This window comes from Streptomyces sp. NPDC002754 (assembly GCF_053592315.1).
Genome location: NZ_JBSFVM010000005.1, coordinates 65,079 through 84,304, shown reverse-complemented (window position 1 = coordinate 84,304; position 19,226 = coordinate 65,079). Strand labels below are relative to the sequence as shown.

Sequence of the window (19,226 nt, the reverse complement as noted above, 5' to 3'; positions counted from 1 at the left end):
AGACGATGTCGACAACGATGGTGGGCATACTCCTCGCGGCCCTCGCGGGGGCCGCGACCCTGGGCATCTGCCTGGGCATCCGCATGTACCGCGCGGACGCCAAGGTCCCCAGCGACCTGGCCCTCGCCCTGGAGGTGGGCGCAGGCCGGGTCTCCACCGCAGGCTCCGCGGTCGACCGCATGGGCATGCGGTTCGCGCCGCTGGTGCTGCGCCTGATGGGCCCGCGCCGCGTCGACGCGAAGCGCCGGAAGATCGACCAGGCGGGAAACCCCGGCGGCCTGACGATCGACCGCTACGCGGCCCGCCGGGCGGTCTACGGAGCGTTCGGCCTGGTCATGGGCCTGATCTTCCTCTCCGCCGACAGCCCCCTCTTCGGCCTCCTGACCCTCGCCTTCGGCGCGCTGGCGGCGGACGCGCTCATCTGGCAGGCGGTCCGGGACCGCAAAGAGGTCATCGACCGCACTCTCCCGGACTTCCTCGACGTCCTCGCGGTGGTCGTCTCGGCGGGCCTCGGCTTCCGCCAGGCGCTGGACCGCGTTTCGGAGAAGTACGAGGGCCCATGGGCCGACGAACTCCGCATCACGCTCCGCCAGATGGACATGGGCGTCCCCCGCCGCCAGGCCTTCGACGAACTCCGCCGCCGCAACGCCTCGGAGCAGGTCGCCCAGTTCGTCTCGGCCCTCCAACAGGGCGAGGAACTGGGCTCCCCGATCGCCGACACCCTCATCCAACTCGCCACGGACATGCGGCGCACGGACGCGCAGAACTCGCGGCGCAGGGCGGCGAAGACGATCCCGAAGGCGACGATGGTGACGTTGGTGTTCATGTTGCCGGCGACGATGATCCTGATCGGAACCGGGATGTTCCTCGGTTCCGGAACCAACTTCGGCTCGATATTGGGCCGTTGAGTCTTCTACGTAAGGGGGCCGGCGATGACGTGCGACACAACGCGCCGACAACTTCCGGTCAAGCGTGACCCCTTACTTGGCGAATACGAGTGCAGAGGGTTGCGCTCCACGTACGTTGCGTGTGTTGATTTGGTTGCCTTGGCGAAAGTGCCGGAAGTGGTGAAAGGGGGCTCCCGTGATCAGGGACAAATTGCTCGGGGTGTGGGTGACGTGGACCAACGCGCTGGGGGAGCGGGTTCGGGGGTCCCGACGGGATTCCGGGGCCGGGTTTGTGGAGTACGCGGGGCTGATGATTCTGATCGCGGGGATTTTCGTGGCGATCGACAGCCTGGGGCTCGATGGATTGATCTCCGGCGCGATAATGGACGCCATCAGCAACGTCACCGGTGGTTGACCTGGGCCCGGTTGGACGATCGTGGATCCACGCTTCCGATCTACATTTGGCTGACCGGGATTCTGCTGTTCGCCGCCTTCGCCTTCTTCGCCTTCGCGCAAGCGGCTTCGGCGCGGAACGGAGCTCAATCCGCCGCCGATGCCGCCGCGTTGGCAGCAGCGCAGTCCTCCCGTGAGGAGCTGATGCTGGGACTGGGGGACGCACTCAAAGGCGGCGACAACTGGTTGGACTGGCTGGACGGCATGGACCCCAAGGACGACGGTGCGCCGGGTGCCGCGGCTAGTCGTCTGGCAGCTGCCAACGACGCCAAAGTCGTGAACGGTCCGGCCTTCACGAAGGTCAACAACTACCCGGGTTACGAGGTCGGCGTGGAGACCCTCCACACGGTGGGCGACACGATCATCCCCGGCACGGAGACGAAGACGGCGAAGGCGCACGCCACAGCGGTGATCCAGCCACGCTGCGACGTGCCGCTGGACGCCGACCCGAAGAAGCCCCTGCAACTCACCTGCGACGGTAAGACGCTGGACTTCGACCCCGACGACTTCGACCTGGACGATCTGCCGGACGCGTCCGACTTGTTCGCCGTCCACCTTGCCGACTGACGAGAGAGGGAAGCCGCAGCGATGAACCTTCGGCGTACGACGACCACCCGCCGAGCACTGGCCGCGGCGACGATCGCGGTCGGCCTGGTCCTGTCCGTGTCCGGCTGCGGAGGCGATGGGGACAAGGACGAGGCTGACACCTCGAAGTCCTCGGCTCCGGCACAGCAGGGCAGCGACGACAAGGCCGAGTCCTCGGCACCCGCAACCGACAAGACGCTGGCCGAGGTGAAGGGCCAGGGCGGAATCACGCTCGCGATCACATCCGCGGCCCGCGACGCAGGCGGGTTCGTGACCGTTCAGGGCACGGTGGCGAACGGGACGGGCAAGTCCTGGGTCCCTGTCGACTGGCGCGGCGACGAGAAGGAGCTGACGCGCAACGGCGGGTCGATCGCCGGCGCCAGCCTCGTCGACCAGAAGGCCAAGAAGAAGTACCTGATCCTCCGCGACACCGAGGGGCGCTGCCTGTGTACTCGCTTCACCGGCGGTGTGCGCCCTGGTCAGACGACCGACTGGTACGCACAGTTCCCCGCTCCCCCCGAGGGCGCCAGCGAGGTCGCCTTCCAGGTGGGTTCCATGCCCCCGGCCCAACTCACCATCGCCGAGGGTGAGTAACCATGCCCCGACGCCACCGAACCGCCACGGTCCTCACCGCCGCAACGGCGCTCCTGCTCACCACCGGAGTGGTGGTGGCCCACGCCGACGACGAACCCACCGGCGCCCCGCCCGGCAGCAACAGCAGCTCCCCGCCGCCCTCCGTGGACGCCAACAGCCCCGGGCTGAAGCTCGCCGACGGGGCGACCCTCGCCCCCGCGAAGGTCCTGGACATCAAGTCGGTCGTGGAGGACCTCTCCGGCGACGAGCGCCGCACGGACACCAACGAGGACGTGACGTTCGCCCTCCAGGCCGAGGTCCTCTTCCCGAAGGACAGCGCGAAGCTGAACCCCGACGGGAACTCCCGGATCCAGGCGATCGCCGACGAGATCGAGAACCAGAAGGCCAGCTCCGTACGCGTCTTCGGGTTCACCGACAACCTCGGCTCGTACGCCCACGGCCTCAAGCTCTCCAAGAACCGCGCGGAAGCGGTCCACGACGCCCTGACCGCCGCGCTCGGCGCCAAGGGCGGAGACATCACGTTCCAGGTCAGGGGCTACAGCGAGGACTACCCGATCGCGGACAACGACTCGGAACAGGGCCGCAAGAAGAACCGCAGGGTCGAGGTCTCCCTCCCGAAGTCCGACTGAGCGGAACATCGGGTAGGCGGGCGGGACTGTGACGTGTAACAGCGATCCGCTCGTAGTTACACGTCACAGTCCCGCCCGCCTACCCGTCGCCCATGACCCGGTGCGTCGGCCAAGCGTCCCGTTGCTGCCACTCCTTGGTGACGGCGAGCGGCGCCGTGTCGACGCTCAGAACGTGCTCGCCGGTGTCGAGGGTGAGCGTCTTGCCGTACGGGCCCGTGGCGCGCTCGCGGTACCCGCCGCCCGACGGCTCGGTGAACGCGGTCCAGGCCCTGGTGTACGGGTCGAGCACCAGACATACCGGAATGCCTGCGGCTGCGTACTCGCGTGGCTTGATGACGTAGTCGTTCTCGACGGACGAGGCGGAGACGATCTCGACAGCCAGATCGATGGTGTCCGCGTCGTAGGGGGCGGGCTCCTCCTCGTCGCCGTGCCACACGATGACATCCGGGCTGCGACGCGTGGCCCACTCGGGATGGGTGAACTAGATCTTGACGAGGGCGGCGTCACCCACCTGCTCGCACAGCTGACGGTCGACTTCTCGCTGAGTGCGGAAGTGGGCGGGAGGGACCGGCGACATCATCACGACGTCGCCGACGACGCTGACGTCTACCCCCTCCACGCGCTCCTCGACGTGCTCGGCGAGCGAGAGCAGGTGTGGAAGGTTGCGCGCGATGCGCCGTTCGGTCACGGGAGCTGCCTCGGGCGTCGTGTGTCGGGGCCGGCTCTTCAGCGTATCCGCAGGGCGGCAGGGTCGGGGTCAGCTCTTGTCGGGCGCTACGCTCCCGAGCAGCCTGTAGAGCCGCGCGCCAGCGACACCGTTCTCGTGTGTCGCGGGTGCGTAGAGCAGGCCACGCGCACCGTCTTCGCTTACGAAGACGTGTGCGGTGCCCATGCCGGGAGGCGGGGCCGCCCGTAGCCGGTCGGCGGTGGTCGCGGCCCATTGCGCGGCGTCGGACGACGGCTCACTCTCGGCGCGCGCGACGACCACGTGGGTCGTGTCGTCGTCGCCGGCGCCGTCCGGCACGACGGTGTGCGCCAACCGGTAGCGGACCAGCCCGGGACGCCGGATCCCCGGGATCTCGCGGTCGATGCGGCCGACCATCTCGGCCCGGTGTTCGCGGACGAAGGCGAGGTGCGCGTCGTCGCTGGTCCACTGCGCGACGCTGAGCAGCACACGCCCGTCCGCGCTTGCGAAGCAGCTGAGCCGCAGGAAGGCCTCGGGGTGAAACCTGGCCGACAGCTCGTCCCACTCCCCGAGCAGCGCCCGGCTCGCCCGATCCTGCCGGTCCGGCGTGTCCACGAGCCACTCGCTGATCAGCGTGGTCCCGGCGTCGGGCCGGGCCAGATCCGGCAGTTGAAGCGTTGTCACACGAACCTCCAGTCGTCGTGTGACCAGCATGGAACGTCAAGCGCGGTTGAGGTCAAGCGGGGCCCGGGGCCCTAGTTGCCGCCTCAGCGGGCCAGTTTCACGAGCAGCGTCACCACGTCCGCGAGGAACTGCAGCCACGGCCGGACCCGCTCGGCCCGCCGCCCGACGCGCCTGCCCCAACTGCGGTCCCGCCGCCGTTCGCGTCGCCGCTCGGTGCGGTCCCGTACCCGCTGCAAGGACCTGATCCGCGTCGTCCCCGTACGCTTACGTCGCCTCATGACGCGACGCTAGCGAACGCGAACTTCCGCCCACAGTGCGGAGGTTGGTCAAACCGGCGGCCGGGTTCTTGTGGGTAACCGTCACCCACTCAACCTTCGTCGGAACCTTCGGTCTCCGGATAGGCGACGAATGTGCCCTTGGCGGGCAGCGTGACGACCAGCCCACGTTCGCGGAGTTCGCGGGTCGCGCGGCGGGCGGTCAGGTTGGCGACGCCGTATTCGGCGGCCAGATCGCGTTCGCCGGGCAGGCGCGCCCCGGGGAGCAGCTCGCCCTTGGCGATGCGGTCGGCGATGTGATCGGCCATCTGCATGTAGACATACGCGATCTTGGTGGGATCGATCGGCGGGCGGTTGCGTCCTGACTCCGGTGCCATTCGAACACCGTACGACAGCGCTGAGCTGTACTGTTCTGTGGATTGCGCGATACTGCTATACACCGCGCGTACGCGGGTTATAACGTGGAAGTGTCCACAAGCACCCCGGCAACGGATTGCGACTCCATCCCGGGGCATGGCCAACGCTTCAAAGGAGCGTCAACATGCTGGATCGTACTCTCCGGGCCCTCTCCTGGGCCTTACGTCTCTGTATGCCCGCCCCACTCGGCATCGACGTGGGGCTGCGCCCCGAACTCATCCACGGGGGTGCCCGGTGACGAACGACCGACGCCGACCGCCGCTCCGCATGTGCGCCCGCTGCCAACGCACCACCGATGAACCGATCCTGGTCCAGGAAGTGCACGCCCCGACGGGTCCCGGGTTCAACGTGTACGCGTGCCCGGAGTGTGCGCCGAGCTACCCGCCCATGGTGGATCCGCTGGACGTCCTCGACCGGGCCCACCGGGCCAACAGGGCCCGCCATGACGTGGATCAGTCGATCGACACCGGCAGCGATTCGACGCCGTAGACGATCGAGAGCTTGCGGAACTCCAGCTCCGAGGGCTGCACGGCGAGGCGCAACTCCGGGAAGCGGCGGACCAGTTGGGGGAAGGCCGCGCGCAGTTCCATCTTGCCGAGTTCCGCGCCGATGCAGCGGTGGATGCCGTAGCCGAACGCCAGATGGGAGGAGGAGGGTGGGCGGGAGGGGAGGAAGGCGTCCATGTCGTCGCCTTCGCCGCCGAGGCGGGGATCGCGGTCCGCCGCGCTCAGGGACACGATGACTATGTCGCCGGCGGCGAGCGGCACGCCGCCGATCTCGGTGTCCTCGCGGGCGAAGCGGGGGAAGGCGGTCTGAACGACCGTGAGGTGGCGCAGGAGTTCGTCGACGAAGGGGGCCGCGACGGTGGCCGGGTCCTCCGCGTCGCGCAGCGCCGTGAAGTGCTCACGGTCCTGGAGCATGACCATGGTGCCGAGGGCGATCATGCTGGCCGTGGTCTCCAGGCCGCCGGTCAGGACGCCGTCGGCGAGGCCGGTGAGTTCCTCGTCGGTGATGTTGTCGCCGTGCTCGCGCACCAGCATGCCGAGCAGGCCCTCGCCCGGATCGCGGCGCTGTTCGGCGACGACTCCGCGCAGATAGTCGAGGGACTGGGAGACCGCGCCGAAGGAGGCCCCGGCGCCGCCCAGGACGTCGAAGCGGGCGACGGAGAACTGCTGGAACGCGTCGCGCTCCTCGTAAGGGACGCCGAGGAGTTCGCAGATGACGAGCGCGGGGACCGGCATCGCGAAGTGCTCGACGAAGTCGGCCGTGCCGTCGGGCGACTCGCGGGCCGCCTTCTCCAGCTGCGCCAGCTGCTCCTCGATGATCGCGTGGATGCGCGGCGTGAGCCGCGACAGACGGCGCATCGTGAATTCGGGGGTCAGCAGGCGGCGCAGCCGCGTGTGGTCCGGCGGGTCGCAGAAGCCGAGGCCACCGGGGTGCTGCTCGGCATCGGCGCCGCCCACCCCCACCAGGTTGCGGAAGTCGTTGCTGAACGCCTTCGCGTTGCCGAGGACCTCCTTCGCCTCGTCGTATCCCGACACCAGCCACACCGTCATGCCGGGCATCGGCAGTTTGCTGACGGGTTCACGGTCGCGCAGCGCACCGATCTCGGGGACCGGGTCGAGGCCCTCGCGGCGCAGCGGCAGCAGCACGGCGTCGGGGAGCCTCGACAGGACGGACAGGTCGAGGCTTCCTCCCTTTCTGCGCAGCCGGGAGAAGTAGAGGCGGGTCAGCCAGGTCGCTATCGCGGAACGTACGGACATGTGCTCGCATTTCTGCGGTGAGGCGGTAGGACGGACGGGCCTGGAGAAGGTGTGGGGGCTGGGGAATGCCAGTGGGGAACGCCAAGGGTACGTGCGATCCCCCTGTTTTACGGAAGAGGGGCAACCCCCGACTCAGCCCGGGTGCTACCCCTAGTACCGGCGAAATCGAGATGAATCCGCCCCTCTGTGACTGCGATCATGCGCAGCATGACCACTTCCGACAACTTTCGTCCCACCCGTGGGAGCCGCCCCTACGACGAGCTCGTCGCCGAGGCCGTCGCCGCGCCCACCGAGGGCTGGGACTTCTCGTGGTTCGACGGACGGGCCACCGAGGAGCGGCCCTCGTGGGGGTACGCCCGGCTCATGGGGGAGCGGCTCGCCGGCGTGGAATCCGCCCTCGATCTGCACACCGGTGGCGGCGAGGTGCTGAACCTGGCACCGAAGCTGCCGCCCTTGATGGCGGCGACCGAGGGCTGGCCCCCGAATGCAGCGAAGGCCACCCGCCTCCTGAGCCCCCGTGGCGTGGTCGTCGTCGCCTCGCCCGACGACGCCCCGCTGCCCTTCGCCGACGACGCCTTCGAACTGGTCACCTCCCGCCACCCGGTCAAGGCCCACTTCGCGGAGATCGCCCGCGTGCTGCGCCCCGGTGGCACCTACTTCGCCCAACACGTGGGCCCGGCCAGTGTGTTCGAGCTGGTGGAGTACTTTCTGGGCCCACAGGAAGGGGCCAGGCGTGGGCGCGACCCGCAGGGCGAGGCCCAGGAGGCGCGGGACGCCGGTCTTGAGATCGTCGATCTGCGCGCCGAGCGGTTGCGCATCGAGTTTCATGACATCGGGGCCGTTGTCCATTTTCTTCGCAAGGTCGTATGGATGGTGCCAGGCTTCACAGTTGACGCGTACGAGCCCCAACTCCGAGCCCTGCATGAGCAGATCAAGACGGAAGGGCCGTTCGTGGCCCACAGCTCCCGCCACCTCATCGAGGCCCGCAAGCCGTAGCCGGGGCCGCTGTTGCCTACGTAACTCTGGCCCGTACAGCCGCCTCGCGTAAGGTCCCGCCCCATGAGCCACACGCAATTCAGCCAAGCTTTCCTTTACGAGACCGAGCGGCACGCGGCGTGGGGTGGTGCTCAGCTCGAAGCTCTCATGGGGTTCCTGCCCGAAGGGGCGTCGTGGACGGCCGACCTGCCGACATGCCGCTACCGGCAGGGCCACGTGGACCTGCGCGTCGGCGTTCTCGGCACCTACGACGCCGCCCAGCGGTCGTGGATGTGGGGCTGGGCCAACCCCGAACTGCGCGGCACGCCCGTCGCGGCGCTCTCCGAACAGGTGGGGCGATTCGGCCAGAGCCAGGGGATAGCCGAGTTCACGACCCAGGTGCTCGACCTGTCCGGGTTCCCCGACCCCCGGCGGGCCGCCGAGACCCTCGCCTTCGCGGGGATGGGCGTGACGGGCGCCCCCGGGTACATAGGCGTGCCCGCGAACCCCGAGACCCAGGTCTACTTCCTGCCCGAGGACCCGCAGGTGCCGCGCGCCGCCCTCGACCCGGTCACGCTGCCGCGCACGCTCGTCCAGGCCGAGGGACTGCTCGGCGTCGACGCCCGGCGCCTGGTCGCGGGCTTCTTCGACCACCACGGGGTGGCCTACCGGGACAACGGCGGTCAGATCGCGGCGGAGCTGCCCGGTTCCGTCCCCGCCGAGATCGGCTTCGACGATGCGGGCCGCATCGCGGGCATCCGCCTCGCGCTGCACTGAACTTTCCCGAACCGAACTTCCCCGAGAGTCACGCCTCGTCGCGCAGCCCGAGGCGCAGGTGCTCCACATGGAAAAGCGCCTGGTCGAGCAGTTGCGCGACGTGGTCGTCATACAGCGCGTAGACGATCGAGCGCCCCTTGCGCTCACCGCTGACAAGCCCCAGATTGCGCAGCAGCCGCAGCTGGTGCGAGCACGCGGACTGTTCGAGACCGGCCGCCTCCGCTAGGTCGCCGACCGCGCAGGGTCCCTCCTGAAGGCGGGCCAGAATGCGCAGCCGCGACGGAGTCGCGAGGGCCTGGAGCGTCGCCGCGACATCGGCCGCGCCCACGGCGTCGAGCCGCTCGCGGGTGCTGCTCTTGCGGTCGATTCCATGGCCCATGGCCTCATCGTATCCAGGCGACGATCGGCTACCACGGCATGCATGAAGAGGTCTTCATGTGTTCCTGTATCGTGAGCCGCATGCCTGCACCCGTGTCCGCCTCCGCACTGGCCGGGACCGCCGCGGTCGCCCCCGCCGTGCCGCGCGCCGCCCACGGCACCCGCACCCCGCTGCTCGCCCTCCCCGAAGCGCGCTGGGCGGCGCTCGCGACCGCCGCCTTCCTCCTCGCCCTCCCGCTCCAACTCCTCGGCACCACCGCCTGGTTGTGGGTCCCGCTGTACGCCGTCGCGTACGCGGCCGGGGGCTGGGAGCCCGGACTCGAAGGCCTCAGGGCGCTGCGCGAGAAGACCCTCGACGTCGACCTCCTGATGGTCGTGGCCGCGCTCGGCGCCGCCGCCATCGGGCAGGTCATGGACGGCGGCCTGCTGATCGTGATCTTCGCGACCTCCGGCGCCCTGGAGGCCCTCGCCACCGCCCGCACCGAGGACAGCGTGCGCGGACTCCTCGACCTGGCCCCCGCGACCGCGACCCGCCTCACCGCCGACGGCACGGAGGAGGCGGTCCCGGCCGCCGAACTCGCCATCGACGACGTCCTGTTGATCCGCCCCGGCGAACGCGTCGGCGCGGACGCCCGCGTCGTGGACGGCGCCAGCGACGTCGACCAGGCCACCATCACCGGCGAACCCCTCCCCGTACCCAAGGCCGTCGGCGACGAGGTGTTCGCCGGCACCCTCAACGGCACCGGCGCGCTGCGCGTCCGCGTCGTGCGCGATCCCTCCGACACGGTCATCGCCCGCATCGTCGCCCTGGTCGAGGAGGCCACCCGCACCAAGGCGCCGACCCAGCTGTTCATCGAGCGCGTCGAGCAGCGCTACGCGCTCGGCATGGTCGCCGCGACCCTCGCGGTCTTCCTCGTCCCACTCGCCTTCGGCGACGCACTCACGGACGCGCTGCTGCGGGCCATGACGTTCATGATCGTGGCCTCGCCGTGCGCCGTGGTGCTCGCGACGATGCCGCCGTTGCTGTCGGCGATCGCGAACGCGGGCCGCCACGGCGTGCTCATCAAGTCGGCGGTGGTGATGGAACGCATCGGCCGCACGGACACGGTCGCCTTCGACAAGACGGGAACACTGACGGAGGGGGTTCCGCAGGTGACGGAGATCCGCCCCGAACTCCCCTACACGGAGACCGAGTTGCTCACCCTGGCAGCCTCGGTGGAACAACACAGCGAACACCCGGTGGGCCGCGCGATCGTCACGGCGGCCAGAGACCGGGGCCTCGCCCTGCACCCCGTAGAGGCCTTCGAGTCGGTGCCGGGCAGGGGCGTCTCGGGCCGGGTTTTTCTTGGGGGCGCGGGGCTGTGTCAATCAGCGGCTCCGCCGCGGGGCGCGCGCAACCACGGCTCCGCCGAATCCGACGACAACGCCACCAAAATCGCCGCGGGTTCTCCCAGCCACATGACCGTTGCGCCCACCACTACCCCTGGCACGGAAGTGGCTGTCACGGTCAACGACACCCTGGCCGGCCGCCTCACCCTCACCGACACCCTCCGCCCCACCGCCCCGCAGGCAATCCGCTCACTGGCCACCCGCACGGGCACGCCGCCCATCCTCCTCACCGGCGACCACAAACACGCCGCCCTGTCCACCGCGGCAGCGACCGGCATCGCCCCCGGCGACGTACACGCCGGCCTGCTGCCCCACGAGAAGGCGCACGCCATCCGCGAACTGGCGGACGCCGGCCGCACCGTCCTCCTGGTCGGCGACGGAGTCAACGACGCCCCGGCGCTCGCCGCCGCGCACACCGGCGTGGCCATGGGCCGCGGCGGCTCCGACCTGGCCCTCGAAACCGCGGACGCGGTCCTCGTACGGGACGAGCTGGGCGCACTGGAGCGCACGGTTGCGCTGTCCCGGCGCGCACGCCGACTCGTCGTACAGAACCTGGTCATCGCGGGTGTCTTCATCACCGGGCTCGTGATCTGGGATTTGGCGGGGCACCTGCCGCTGCCGCTCGGCGTCGCCGGGCACGAGGGCTCCACCGTCCTCGTCGGCCTCAACGGCCTGCGCCTGCTGCGCGAGCGCGCCTGGACGCGCTGAGCGGCCGATCCGGATCGTTATCGATACGCGATCGAATGGCGCCCGAGAATCACGTAAGTTCAGACCAACGGCAATTCGCGTGAGCAAAGCTGCGCGTCGGTACCGCGCGGTGGAGGGGGCCGCGCGGTACCCGGCCGTCAACCCCGCGTGCGACACGGGAGAGGGACGCCACGCCCGGGGCCAGGCCCCGTGAATCCGGGCCCGAACCCCTCCGTACCTGCTGTGGGGCGGCTTGAAAGCTCCCCCCGGGCGTCGCCGTACGACTTCGGAGCGTAGTTGTGCACGCCGATGCGAGCGTCGGCACTTACGAAGGGTTATGGTGGAACCCCCCCCTCGGGCCGGTCCGTATCCCCCCCCACGGACCGGCCCGTTTTTTGTGCCCCGGGACTCCCCGGCTTTACCGCCCCGGGCCTCCCCGTGAACCCCCGCTCCCGGTACGGGAGTTCAGCGTCGGCCGTTCCAGATGTTGGTGCCCGACGTGGAGATGGCGAACGAGTCGATTTCGGTCAGCTCCTCCTCGGTCAGCTTCGGACCTTCGAGCGCCGCCAGGTTCTCCTCCAGCTGCTTGACGCTGGAGGCCCCGATCAGCGCCGACGTCATCCGCTCGTCCCGCAGTACCCAGCTCAGCGCGAGCTGCGCGAGGGACTGGCCGCGGCGCTGCGCGATGTCGTTCAGCCCGTTCAGCCGGCGGACGACGTCCTCGCTCAGTAGGTTCGGGTCGAGCGACTTGCCCTGCGTCGCGCGCGAGCCCTCCGGGATCTCCTTCAGGTACTTGCCGGTGAGCAGGCCCTGCGCGAGCGGCGCGAAGGAGATGCAGCCCATTCCGGCCGTCTCCAGCGTGTCCAGCAGATTGTCGTCCTCGGTCCAGCGGTTGAGCATCGAGTACGAGGGCTGGTGGATGATCGCCGGGACACCCATCTCCCGGAGCAGCCGCGCCGCTTCGGCCGTCTGCTCACTGCTGTACGAGGACACCCCCACGTAGAGCGCCTTGCCCTGCTGGACGGCGGAGGCGAGCGCGCCCATCGTCTCTTCCAGCGGGGTGTCCGGGTCGAAGCGGTGCGAGTAGAAGATGTCCACGTAGTCGACGCCCATCCGCTTCAGGGACGCGTCGAGCGAGGACATCAGGTACTTGCGGCTGCCCCACTCCCCGTAGGGGCCGGGGTGCATGCGGTAGCCCGCCTTGGTCGAGATGACGAGTTCGTCACGGTAGGGCGCGAAGTCCTGCGCGAAGATCTTGCCGAAGTTCAGCTCGGCGCTGCCGGGCGGCGGCCCGTAGTTGTTCGCGAGGTCGAAGTGTGTGACGCCCAGATCGAAGGCGCGGCGGAGGATCGAGCGCTGGCTCGCAAGTGTGCGGTCGTCCCCGAAGTTGTGCCACAGTCCGAGGGAGACGGCGGGAAGCTTCAGGCCGCTGCGGCCCGTGCGCCGGTACTCCATGGAACCGTACCGGCCCTCTGAGGCGACGTAAGGAGAGGTGTCGTTCATGGCTACGAAGCTACGTCAGGTCCCTGACACCCCAAAGCCGACACCTGACTACCCCCGAGTAGGCTTCCGCCTTCGGGGACTCCCATCTGTACGGAGGGCAAAAAGACCGTGAACCTGCGCGACACGCTGCGCGGCCTGCTGGTCAGGCTGTACGCACGCCGGGTGGAAGGCCACCTGGACCACGCCCAGGTGCCCAAGCACATCGGCGTCATCATGGATGGCAACCGCCGCTGGGCCAAGGCCGCCGGATCCACCCCAGCGCAGGGCCACCAGGCGGGCGCCGCCAAGATCGAGGAGTTCCTCGGCTGGTGCAGCGAGACGGACGTCGAGGTCGTCACGCTCTGGTTGCTCTCGACGGACAACTTCGATCGCCCCCCGGAAGAGCTGGTCCCGCTCCTCGGCATCATCGAGGACACCGTGCGCACGCTCGCCGAGGACGGACGCTGGCGCGTGCAGCACGTGGGCAACACCGACATCCTCCCCTCGGGCCTGCAGGCCGTGCTCAAGGAGGCCGAGGAGTCCACCGCGGACCGCGACGGAATAGTGGTCAACGTCGCGGTCGGCTACGGCGGCCGCCAGGAGATCGCCGACGCCGTCCGCTCGATGCTGCTCGACGCCTCGGACAACGGGCGCTCGCTGGAGGACGTTGCCGAGACCGTCACCGTCGACGCCATCGGCAAGCACCTCTACACCAAGGAGCAGCCCGACCCGGACCTGGTCATCCGCACCAGCGGCGAACAGCGTCTCTCCGGCTTCATGCTCTGGCAGACGGCCCACTCCGAGTACTACTTCTGTGATGTCTTCTGGCCGGCCTTCCGTAAGGTCGACTTCCTGCGCGCGATGCGCGACTACGCCGTGCGCGGCCGCCGTTTCGGCGGCTGACACCCGGTCACGAGAGACGTACGTCATCAGGAGTTAACGAACGCGCCGTCATGTGCTTTTGCATGGCGGCGCTTGTTCGAGGGAATAAGCCTTCCAGGTCGGTGTCCGAGCCAAGGACACCGCATCTCAGCGGATGGCAACGGGCCGTCCGCCCGGGAGGCCCTTTGCACCAGGACGACCGTACGCAAGTGGGTACGGAAGACGCCTTGGAGGGCCGGTTCTCGGCCCGCGCATCGCGGCCCATGAACCGGTCCCGAAAACTCCGTCGCTCCCCGACCTCTTCCGAGGGGGTACGTCCTTCCGTGGTGACCAGTAACAAGCGCCTCCGCAAGCCCGACCGGCGCACCTATGTTCTCGACACCAGCGTCCTGCTGGCCGATCCGAACTCCATGACCCGATTCGACGAACACGAAGTCGTCCTTCCTGTCGTCGTGATCACGGAGTTGGAGGCCAAGCGGAATCATCCGGAGCTGGGTTACTTCGCCAGGCAGGCCCTGCGCCTGCTCGACGACTACCGGATCCGCCACGGACGCCTGGACGCGCCGATCCCGACCGGCGAACTGGGCGGCACCCTGCGCGTCGAGCTCAACCACTCCGATCCCAGCGTGCTGCCCTCGGGCTACCGCCTGGGGGACAACGACAGCCGCATCCTGGCGGTCGCCCGCAATCTGCAGGCGGAAGGCTACGACGTCACCGTCGTGTCGAAGGATCTGCCGCTGCGGATCAAGGCGTCGTCCGTGGGGCTCCTCGCCGAGGAGTACCGGGCCGAACTCGCCATCACGGACTCCGGCTGGACCGGCATGTCCGAACTGACGCTCCCCGCCGAGCAGGTCGACCTCCTCTTCGAAGAGGACACCCTCTACGTTCCCGAGGCCACCGACCTCCCCGTGCACACGGGTCTGACGATCCAGTCCGAGCGCGGAAAGGCGCTCGGCCGCGTCACCCCCGAGGGCAACGTCCGCCTGGTGCGCGGCGATCGGGAGGCCTTCGGCCTCAAGGGGCGCAGCGCCGAGCAGCGGATCGCCCTCGATCTGCTGCTCGATCCCGACGTCGGGATCATCTCGATGGGAGGCAGGGCCGGCACCGGCAAGTCGGCGCTCGCGCTCTGCGCGGGCCTGGAGGCCGTCCTGGAGCGGCGCCAGCACAAGAAGGTGATGGTCTTCCGTCCCCTCTATGCGGTCGGCGGTCAGGAGCTCGGCTATCTGCCGGGCAGCGAGGCCGAGAAGATGGGCCCGTGGGCGCAGGCGGTCTTCGACACGCTGTCGGCCGTCACCTCCCGCGAGGTGATCGAGGAGGTCACCGCGCGGGGAATGCTGGAGGTCCTGCCGCTCACCCACATCAGGGGCCGCTCGCTGCACGACGCGTTCGTGATCGTGGACGAGGCGCAGTCCCTGGAGCGGAACGTCCTTCTGACGGTCCTTTCGCGCATCGGGGCGAATTCGCGTGTCGTCCTCACCCATGACGTCGCGCAGCGCGACAACCTCCGTGTCGGCCGGTACGACGGGGTGGTCGCGGTCGTCGAGAAGCTGAAGGGACATCCGCTCTTCGCGCACGTCACGCTCACCCGATCGGAAAGGTCGCAGATCGCGGCCCTGGTGACCGAAATGCTGGAGGACGGTCAGATCTAGGCCATACAGGGCCTGTTCGTCCCTTTTGGCGCCGTTCGGCAAGGCGGGAGAGCCTAGCCGGGCGGCGCCGCGGCGTGTGCTCGTTTCCGAAAAACCCGGGGAGCAAACGAGGTGTGACCTTTCACACGCGGTGGGGAATTGCCTTGCCACACTCCGATACGGCAGAGTCACGGTCCTGTCAGGCCCCGCATACGACACTTGCGTGCCCCCAGCGGTACGAAACCACAGCAGCATCCGCTGCATCTGAACTACATAGAGGCCGTCGTATGCCGCCCGAGCACCACGCGGCGCTCCCGTCACGGGAGTTGTCCACCGGGCCCGTGTCTCCCGTGACCCCGCAGTTGGGAGACCTGTGCCAGGGGCACGATTGCGTCCGCGACGGTCACGTTCAAGCGGGCGATGCTGGAAGGAAACCGTGTGAGCCGGATTTCGGTCCGGGGATTCGCAGTGGTCTCGGCCACCGCGGTCACCACAGTCGGCGCCGTCGTGGGTGTTGCTTCGGGCAGCACCGGTCAGCCCTCCCAGGGGGCTGAGGCAACGGCGAGCGACTCGACCCTCCTCGCAGATATCCCTGCCGGTCAGCAGGCGCAGGTGCAGACCTCGTCGCTGAAGCAGCAGGCGCAGACCCAGGCCATCGCGGCCGACACGACTGCGCAGAAGACCGCCGAGGAGTCCGCCCGGAAGCAGGCAGCCGAGGACGCGGTCGCCAAGCAGCAGGCCGCACAGGACGCCAAGGAGGCCAAGGAGAAGGCCGAGAAGGAGGCCAAGGAGCGGGAGGCAGCCAAGAAGGCGGCCGCCAGCCGTTCGGCCACCCGCGACGCCTCCGACTTCGCCGCGCAGGGTTCGTACAGCATCGCCCAGGTTCAGTCGATGGCCCGTCAGATGGTGCCGTCCGGACAGTTCCAGTGCTTCAGCAACATCGTGGACCACGAGTCCAGCTGGAACTACAAGGCCACCAACGCCTCGTCCGGCGCCTACGGTCTCTTCCAGGCACTGCCCGGAACGAAGATGTCGTCGGCGGGCGCGGACTGGCAGAGCAACCCGGCCACGCAGATAAAGTGGGGCCTCGGTTACATGAACGACCGCTATGGCAGCCCTTGCGAGGCCTGGTCGTTCTGGCAGGCCAACAACTGGTACTGAGCGACCAGTAGTTCGCAACCTCGCGAAGCCCCTCACCGTCCTCACGGTGAGGGGCTTCGGCGTGTCACGCGATACGGTCGGTGCCACAAGCTTCGAAGAGGACGGATGATGTCGCGAGTTCCAGGGTGGCTCGGCCGGATCGGTGCGGGAATAAGCAGGGCGGGCGAGCGCCTGGACGAGCGCCGCGCGGAGGCCGAGCGGGCCGAGGAGGCCCAGCTGCCGCCCCGGCCGACGCGCCCCCCGGCGCCGGCTCCCGACCCGGAGCCGGACACGCCGGGCGCGGCTGAACGTCCGCGCGAGCACGACAAGGAGCAGGTGCCGGCCCCGCCCGCGTACGCGCCGTCCGCGGCCCCGCGGCCCGAGCCGGTCGTCGCCCTGCCGTGGGGCCTTCGGGTGGCGGCGGAGGCGGGCTGGCGGTTCCTGGTCCTCGCCGGGACGCTCTGGGTCCTGATGAAGGTCATCAGCTCGGTGCAGCTGGTGATCTTCGCGTTCGTCGCGGCGCTGCTCATCACCGCGCTGCTGCAGCCGACGGTGGCGCGCCTCAGGCACCGCGGCGTACCGCGCGGCCTCGCCACGGCCCTGACGGCGATTCTCGGCTTCGTCATCATGGGGCTCGTCGGCTGGTTCGTGGTCTGGCAGGTCCAGGAGAACATCGACCAGCTGTCAGGGCAGGTCCAGGACGGCATCGACGATCTGCGCCGCTGGCTGCTCAACAGCCCCTTCCATGTGACCGACGGTCAGATCAACGACATCGCCAAGTCGTTGCGCGACGCGGTCGGCGCGAACACGGACGAGATCACGTCGGCGGGCCTCGAGGGCGTCACCGTCATCGTCGAGGCGCTGACGGGCGTGCTCCTCACGATGTTCTCGACGCTGTTCCTGCTCTACGACGGCCGGCGCATCTGGGAGTGGACCCTCGGGCTCGTCCCGGCGCAGGCCCGGCCCGGCATCGCGGGCGCGGGGCCGAGGGCCTGGCGCACGCTCACGGCGTACGTCCGCGGGACGGTGATAGTGGCGCTGATCGACGCCATCTTCATCGGCCTTGGCATCTTCTTCCTGGGCGTTCCCATGGCCGTGCCGCTGGCCGTCTTCATCTTCCTGTTCGCGTTCATCCCGCTGGTGGGCGCGGTCGTCTCCGGGGCGCTCGCGGTGGTCGTGGCGCTGGTGACGCAGGGCGTGTTCGCCGCGGTGATGACGCTGGGCGTGGTGCTCGCGGTGCAACAGATCGAGGGCCACATCCTGCAGCCCTTCATCCTGGGGCGCGCGGTCCGCGTCCACCCCTTGGCCGTCGTGCTCGCGGTGGCCGCGGGGGGCATGGTGTCCGGGATCGGCGGAGCGGTGGTGGCGGTGCCACTGGTGGCGGTCACGAACACGGTGGTCGTGTACCTGCGGGCGTGGTCCCGGGAGGCGCACCACGACGTTCAAGCCCCTGCGGCGATGGAGCAGCGGGGTCCGGGGCGGAGCCCCGAGACGTGAGAAACGGGGGCCGGTTGATTCCGGCCCCCGTTTCCTACGCCCGGGGCGCTGCCCCGGACCCCGCGCCTCAATCGCCGGCGGGGCTCAAAAGCCCTGCTCAATCGCCGCAGGGGCTTTAAAGACTTGCTCATCAAGCGCCGCAGGGGCTTGAAAAGCCTGCTCGAGCGCCGCAGGGGCTCGAGAGGGTTACGACAAGGTGGCTTCTGCGTCGAGGGTGACGGCGACCGCCTGGATCACGGAGGCGATCTTGAAGGCCTCCTGGACGACCTCACGGTCGACACCCGCCTTGCGCAGCACCTGCTCGTGCGAGTCAAGGCACATCCCGCACCCGTTGATCGCCGAGACCGCGAAGGACCACAGCTCGAAGTCGACCTTGTCGACCCCCGGGTTGCCGATGACGTTCATCCGCAGACCGGCACGCATCGTCCCGTACTCGTTGTCCGAGAGCAGGTGACGCGTGCGGTAGAAGACGTTGTTCATCGCCATGATGGCGGCAGCCGACTTCGCGGCGGTGTACGCCTCCGCCGACAGGTTCGCCTTCGCCTCGGGCTCCAGCTCGCGCAGCACCCGCGGGGACCGGGAGGCGATGGCGGTCGCCAGGACCGTGCCCCACAGCTGCTGGGCCGGAAGGTCAGAGTTGCCGATGACCGAGCCCAGGTTGAGCTTCAGGTCCTTGGCGTAGTCCGGAACGGCGGACTTCAGTTCGTCGAGAGACATGTCAGCAGCCTTCCGTTCACTCGCCCGAGAGGAGCGCGACCGGGTCCAGGGTCTCGTCGCCCGAGGTCCAGTTGCACGGGCACAGCTCGTCCGTCTGGAGGGCGTCGAGGACCCGGAGGACCTCCTTGGGGTTACGGCCGACGGAGCCGGCGGTCACCATCGTGAACTGGATCTCGTTGTTCTGGTCGACGATGAAGACGGCGCGCTGCGCGAAGCCGTCCTCGCCCTCGATGCCGAGGTCACGCATGAGCTCGTGCTTCGAGTCGGCCATCATCGGGAAGGGCAGGTCCGTCAGGTCCGGGTGGTCCTTGCGCCAGGCGTGGTGCACGAACTCGGAGTCACCGGAGAAGCCGAGGATCTGGGCGTCACGGTCGGCGAACTCCTCGTTCAGCTTGCCGAACGCGGCGATCTCGGTGGGGCACACGAAGGTGAAGTCCTTGGGCCACGCGAAGACGATCTTCCACTTGCCCTCGTAGGTCTTGTGGTTGATCTGCTCGAACTCAGAGCCCTTCTCCAGCGAGACACAGGCAGTCAGGTCGAACTCGGGGAACTTGTCACCGACAGTGAGCACACGAACTCCTTGCAGTAGGAGACATCCCTTTTGGGGCTGTTTCCATGGGTTGGACTGCTCAAGATCGTGGCACAGAGTGCATTGATTACGGAAATAGCTAGACTCGGTCATGTTGATCGGAGGTGGCTATC

22 protein-coding genes and 1 pseudogene are annotated in these 19,226 nt (G+C 68.9%); 13 read left to right on the top strand and 10 right to left on the bottom strand.

Going from position 1 to position 19,226, the window contains the following annotated elements; genetic code table 11:
* Positions 1–5 precede the first annotated feature (5 nt).
* The 5 genes from ACWD2L_RS14395 (at position 6) to ACWD2L_RS14375 (ending at position 3,148) form a co-directional block, all read left to right on the top strand.
* A complete protein-coding gene (locus ACWD2L_RS14395) occupies positions 6–908 on the top strand; it encodes a DUF5936 domain-containing protein (protein WP_351340790.1) in 903 nt (300 codons plus the stop codon).
* Positions 909–1,113: 205 nt separating this feature from the next.
* Entirely contained in the window at positions 1,114–1,302 is a 189-nt protein-coding gene (locus ACWD2L_RS14390; protein WP_351340838.1) for a hypothetical protein, read from the top strand.
* 11 nt (positions 1,303–1,313) lie between these two features.
* The gene (locus tag ACWD2L_RS14385; protein ID WP_351340792.1) at positions 1,314–1,907 is read left to right on the top strand and encodes a pilus assembly protein TadG-related protein; all 594 of its coding nucleotides are present in this window, start codon (positions 1,314–1,316) and stop codon (positions 1,905–1,907) included.
* A 21-nt stretch (positions 1,908–1,928) separates the two neighbouring features.
* Positions 1,929–2,519 (top strand): hypothetical protein, encoded by a 591-nt coding sequence (locus ACWD2L_RS14380; protein WP_351340795.1) that lies wholly within the window; start codon positions 1,929–1,931, stop codon positions 2,517–2,519.
* Between the two features lie 2 nt (positions 2,520–2,521).
* Complete coding sequence (locus tag ACWD2L_RS14375; protein ID WP_351340797.1) at positions 2,522–3,148, top strand: OmpA family protein; 627 nt, start codon at positions 2,522–2,524, stop codon at positions 3,146–3,148.
* A gap of 79 nt (positions 3,149–3,227) precedes the next feature.
* Here ACWD2L_RS14375 and ACWD2L_RS14370 read toward each other — a convergent pair.
* The 5 genes and pseudogenes from ACWD2L_RS14370 to ACWD2L_RS14350 all read right to left on the bottom strand — a co-directional run.
* A pseudogene (locus ACWD2L_RS14370) lies at positions 3,228–3,596 on the bottom strand (Uma2 family endonuclease); the annotation flags it as partial.
* A gap of 33 nt (positions 3,597–3,629) precedes the next feature.
* Positions 3,630–3,836 carry a hypothetical protein gene (locus ACWD2L_RS14365; protein ID WP_351340800.1) on the bottom strand — a complete coding sequence of 69 codons (207 nt, stop codon included), beginning with the start codon at positions 3,834–3,836 and terminating at the stop codon, positions 3,630–3,632.
* Between the two features lie 69 nt (positions 3,837–3,905).
* Positions 3,906–4,517 carry an antibiotic biosynthesis monooxygenase gene (locus ACWD2L_RS14360; protein WP_351340803.1) on the bottom strand — a complete coding sequence of 204 codons (612 nt, stop codon included), beginning with the start codon at positions 4,515–4,517 and terminating at the stop codon, positions 3,906–3,908.
* Between the two features lie 83 nt (positions 4,518–4,600).
* Positions 4,601–4,795, bottom strand: coding sequence for a hypothetical protein (locus ACWD2L_RS14355; protein ID WP_351340805.1), 195 nt, complete (start codon positions 4,793–4,795; stop codon positions 4,601–4,603).
* Between the two features lie 89 nt (positions 4,796–4,884).
* Positions 4,885–5,169: a winged helix-turn-helix domain-containing protein gene (locus ACWD2L_RS14350; protein ID WP_351340807.1), complete on the bottom strand. Its 285-nt coding sequence runs from the start codon at positions 5,167–5,169 to the stop codon at positions 4,885–4,887.
* 274 nt (positions 5,170–5,443) lie between these two features.
* On the opposite strand from ACWD2L_RS14350, the gene ACWD2L_RS14345 reads away from it, so the two are divergent.
* Complete coding sequence (locus ACWD2L_RS14345; RefSeq protein ID WP_351340810.1) at positions 5,444–5,698, top strand: hypothetical protein; 255 nt, start codon at positions 5,444–5,446, stop codon at positions 5,696–5,698.
* Here ACWD2L_RS14345 and ACWD2L_RS14340 read toward each other — a convergent pair.
* Positions 5,662–6,972, bottom strand: a complete 1,311-nt coding sequence (locus ACWD2L_RS14340) for a cytochrome P450 (RefSeq protein WP_351340811.1) — start codon at positions 6,970–6,972, stop codon at positions 5,662–5,664. The two genes, ACWD2L_RS14345 and ACWD2L_RS14340, sit on opposite strands and share 37 nt — an antisense overlap.
* Before the next feature lie 207 nt (positions 6,973–7,179).
* On the opposite strand from ACWD2L_RS14340, the gene ACWD2L_RS14335 reads away from it, so the two are divergent.
* Positions 7,180–7,968 carry a class I SAM-dependent methyltransferase gene (locus ACWD2L_RS14335; protein ID WP_351340813.1) on the top strand — a complete coding sequence of 263 codons (789 nt, stop codon included), beginning with the start codon at positions 7,180–7,182 and terminating at the stop codon, positions 7,966–7,968.
* Positions 7,969–8,031: 63 nt separating this feature from the next.
* Positions 8,032–8,724, top strand: a complete 693-nt coding sequence (locus ACWD2L_RS14330) for a DUF6882 domain-containing protein (protein WP_351340815.1) — start codon at positions 8,032–8,034, stop codon at positions 8,722–8,724.
* Positions 8,725–8,752: 28 nt separating this feature from the next.
* Here ACWD2L_RS14330 and ACWD2L_RS14325 read toward each other — a convergent pair whose 3' ends face one another.
* Positions 8,753–9,103, bottom strand: a complete 351-nt coding sequence (locus tag ACWD2L_RS14325) for an ArsR/SmtB family transcription factor (RefSeq protein WP_351340817.1) — start codon at positions 9,101–9,103, stop codon at positions 8,753–8,755.
* 56 nt (positions 9,104–9,159) lie between these two features.
* Here ACWD2L_RS14325 and ACWD2L_RS14320 point away from each other — a divergent pair, with 56 nt between their 5' ends.
* Positions 9,160–11,199 (top strand): heavy metal translocating P-type ATPase, encoded by a 2,040-nt coding sequence (locus tag ACWD2L_RS14320; RefSeq protein WP_451189658.1) that lies wholly within the window; start codon positions 9,160–9,162, stop codon positions 11,197–11,199.
* A 444-nt stretch (positions 11,200–11,643) separates the two neighbouring features.
* Here ACWD2L_RS14320 and mgrA read toward each other — a convergent pair whose 3' ends face one another.
* A complete protein-coding gene (gene mgrA, locus ACWD2L_RS14315) occupies positions 11,644–12,681 on the bottom strand; it encodes an L-glyceraldehyde 3-phosphate reductase (RefSeq protein ID WP_351340823.1) in 1,038 nt (345 codons plus the stop codon).
* A 108-nt stretch (positions 12,682–12,789) separates the two neighbouring features.
* Here mgrA and ACWD2L_RS14310 point away from each other — a divergent pair, with 108 nt between their 5' ends.
* The 4 genes from ACWD2L_RS14310 (at position 12,790) to ACWD2L_RS14295 (ending at position 17,807) form a co-directional block, all read left to right on the top strand.
* On the top strand, positions 12,790–13,563 hold the full coding sequence (locus ACWD2L_RS14310) for an isoprenyl transferase (protein ID WP_351340825.1): 774 nt from the start codon (positions 12,790–12,792) through the stop codon (positions 13,561–13,563).
* Between the two features lie 302 nt (positions 13,564–13,865).
* Positions 13,866–15,191 (top strand): PhoH family protein, encoded by a 1,326-nt coding sequence (locus tag ACWD2L_RS14305; protein ID WP_351340828.1) that lies wholly within the window; start codon positions 13,866–13,868, stop codon positions 15,189–15,191.
* A gap of 417 nt (positions 15,192–15,608) precedes the next feature.
* Entirely contained in the window at positions 15,609–16,331 is a 723-nt protein-coding gene (locus ACWD2L_RS14300; protein WP_451189653.1) for an aggregation-promoting factor C-terminal-like domain-containing protein, read from the top strand.
* A 108-nt stretch (positions 16,332–16,439) separates the two neighbouring features.
* Positions 16,440–17,807, top strand: a complete 1,368-nt coding sequence (locus ACWD2L_RS14295; protein WP_351340833.1) for an AI-2E family transporter — start codon at positions 16,440–16,442, stop codon at positions 17,805–17,807.
* 186 nt (positions 17,808–17,993) lie between these two features.
* Here ACWD2L_RS14295 and ACWD2L_RS14290 read toward each other — a convergent pair whose 3' ends face one another.
* On the bottom strand, positions 17,994–18,524 hold the full coding sequence (locus tag ACWD2L_RS14290) for an alkyl hydroperoxide reductase (protein ID WP_351345687.1): 531 nt from the start codon (positions 18,522–18,524) through the stop codon (positions 17,994–17,996).
* A 16-nt stretch (positions 18,525–18,540) separates the two neighbouring features.
* Entirely contained in the window at positions 18,541–19,095 is a 555-nt protein-coding gene (locus ACWD2L_RS14285) for a peroxiredoxin (protein ID WP_351345690.1), read from the bottom strand.
* Positions 19,096–19,226 lie beyond the last annotated feature (131 nt).

Excerpts from the sequence above, each read along its gene's own strand:
- ACWD2L_RS14340 (WP_351340811.1), bottom strand. The coding sequence starts at position 6,972 with ATGTCCGTACGTTCCGCGATAGCGACCTGGCTGACCCGCCTCTACTTC.
- ACWD2L_RS14395 (WP_351340790.1), top strand. The coding sequence starts at position 6 with ATGTCGACAACGATGGTGGGCATACTCCTCGCGGCCCTCGCGGGGGCC.
- ACWD2L_RS14295 (WP_351340833.1), top strand. The coding sequence starts at position 16,440 with ATGTCGCGAGTTCCAGGGTGGCTCGGCCGGATCGGTGCGGGAATAAGC.
- ACWD2L_RS14320 (WP_451189658.1), top strand. The coding sequence starts at position 9,160 with ATGTGTTCCTGTATCGTGAGCCGCATGCCTGCACCCGTGTCCGCCTCC.
- ACWD2L_RS14375 (WP_351340797.1), top strand. The coding sequence starts at position 2,522 with ATGCCCCGACGCCACCGAACCGCCACGGTCCTCACCGCCGCAACGGCG.
- ACWD2L_RS14350 (WP_351340807.1), bottom strand. The coding sequence starts at position 5,169 with ATGGCACCGGAGTCAGGACGCAACCGCCCGCCGATCGATCCCACCAAG.
- ACWD2L_RS14380 (WP_351340795.1), top strand. The coding sequence starts at position 1,929 with ATGAACCTTCGGCGTACGACGACCACCCGCCGAGCACTGGCCGCGGCG.
- ACWD2L_RS14330 (WP_351340815.1), top strand. The coding sequence starts at position 8,032 with ATGAGCCACACGCAATTCAGCCAAGCTTTCCTTTACGAGACCGAGCGG.
- mgrA (WP_351340823.1), bottom strand. The coding sequence starts at position 12,681 with ATGAACGACACCTCTCCTTACGTCGCCTCAGAGGGCCGGTACGGTTCC.
- ACWD2L_RS14325 (WP_351340817.1), bottom strand. The coding sequence starts at position 9,103 with ATGGGCCATGGAATCGACCGCAAGAGCAGCACCCGCGAGCGGCTCGAC.
- ACWD2L_RS14290 (WP_351345687.1), bottom strand. The coding sequence starts at position 18,524 with ATGTCTCTCGACGAACTGAAGTCCGCCGTTCCGGACTACGCCAAGGAC.
- ACWD2L_RS14335 (WP_351340813.1), top strand. The coding sequence starts at position 7,180 with ATGACCACTTCCGACAACTTTCGTCCCACCCGTGGGAGCCGCCCCTAC.
- ACWD2L_RS14355 (WP_351340805.1), bottom strand. The coding sequence starts at position 4,795 with ATGAGGCGACGTAAGCGTACGGGGACGACGCGGATCAGGTCCTTGCAG.